This is a genomic window from Streptomyces sp. NPDC044061 (assembly GCF_056434305.1).
This window is the reverse complement of record NZ_JBWKFL010000179.1, coordinates 1-1448: the sequence shown is the minus strand read 5'-3', so window position 1 is coordinate 1448 and position 1448 is coordinate 1. Positions and strand designations below refer to the sequence as shown.

General features: G+C 68.5%; 2 protein-coding genes. One reads left to right on the top strand and one right to left on the bottom strand.

All coding sequences use genetic code 11. The annotated features are described in order from the left end of the window. Nucleotides 1-39: 39 nt before the first annotated feature. Nucleotides 40-1227, top strand: a complete 1188-nt coding sequence (locus AC07CM_RS50950) for an IS4 family transposase (RefSeq protein ID WP_478883368.1) — start codon at nucleotides 40-42, stop codon at nucleotides 1225-1227. On the opposite strand, the gene AC07CM_RS50945 is transcribed toward AC07CM_RS50950, so the two are convergent. Continuing rightward, nucleotides 1202-1448: hypothetical protein (locus AC07CM_RS50945; protein WP_478883367.1), on the bottom strand; the 247-nt coding region annotated here is incomplete at its 5' end. The two genes, AC07CM_RS50950 and AC07CM_RS50945, sit on opposite strands and share 26 nt — an antisense overlap.

The window sequence follows — 1448 nt, the reverse complement described above, 5'->3', positions numbered from 1 at the left end:
AGGCCTCGGACGTGGGTTCCTGGGTAGTGGTCCCGGGGGGTGGTTCGGGTGTCTGCGTGCGTGTCTGAGTTATCGGGCCTGGGGCTGTTGACCTGGGTGTATCCACCGGGGTTGGTGGATCGGGTGGTGGCCGCTTGCGGGTGCGTGGAGCGACGCAGACGGCTGCTTCCCGCGCGGCTGGTGGTGTACTTCGTGCTGGGGCTGGCGTTGTTCTCTCCGGCTCCGTATCTGGAAGTGATGCGGCACCTGGTGGAGGGTCTGCGGGGCCAGGGGGTGCTGGGCGGCTGGCATGTGCCGGCGAAGTCCTCGCTGTTCCGGGCCCGGCAGCGGCTGGGATCCGAGCCCTTGCGGGTGCTGTTTGCCACGACCGCCAGGCCGATGGCCACCGAGGCGACACCCGGTGCGTTCTGGCGGGGCTTGCGGCTGATGGCGGTGGACGGGACCTGCTGGGACGTCGCGGACAGCGAAGCCAACGAGGCCGCCTTCGGACGTCCGGGCAACGGCCGCGGGCCTGGCAAGAGCGCGTTCCCGCAGGTGCGGATGGCTGCTTTGGTGGAGGTGGGCAGCCATGCGGTGCTGGACGCGGAACTCGCCGGCTGCCGCACCGGGGAAGTCACCCTGGTCGGCCGCCTGCCGCGTTCACTCGGCCCGGGCCGGCTCGTCCTGGCCGACCGTGAGTTCCTCGGTGTCCCGTTGTGGCAGGCCTTCACCGCCACCGGCGCCGATCTGCTGTGGCGAGTGCCCGCCAACCGCGTCCTGCCGGTCACCAAGCAGTTCCGTGACGGGTCATGGCTCTCACAGATCCGGGCCAGCACCGGCCCCACCCGAAACGAGCCGGTCGTGGTCCGTGTCCTGGCCTACCAGCTCAAGGACCAGTGCAGTGAGGGCACAGCTGACGGCTATCGCCTGGTCACCACCCTGCTGGACGCCCGACGCCATCCAGCCCGGCAACTGGCCGCGCTCTACCGCGAACGCTGGGAGATCGAGTCCGTCTTCGCCGAGATCAAAACCCATCAGCGCGGCGCCCGTGTCGTCCTCAGCAGCAAAACCCCCGACGGTGTCCGTCAGCAGATCTGGGCACACCTGCTGGTCCACCACGCACTGCGCGAACTCATGCTGAGAACGGCAGCCACGCGTGGTCTGGACCCCGATCGGGTGTCCTTCACCGAAACCCTGCGCTCTGCCCGGCGCAGCGTGACCGTCACGCCGGGCAGCTTTTCCCCCTGACCTCCTCGTCAAGGCCTTGGTGATGCTCGAGCAGGATCTCCTGGAACGGCTCCTGCCCGTCAGACGGCGCCGCAGCCAGCCCCGCGTCGTGAAACGCAAGATGTCCAACTACCAGCTCAAACGGGCCGAACACCATGCCTGGCCCCAACCGACCCGCACCGGCGTGCAAGCCATCCTCATCACAAGACCTCAACTCGCGGGCCCGTAATGCAACGGCATTG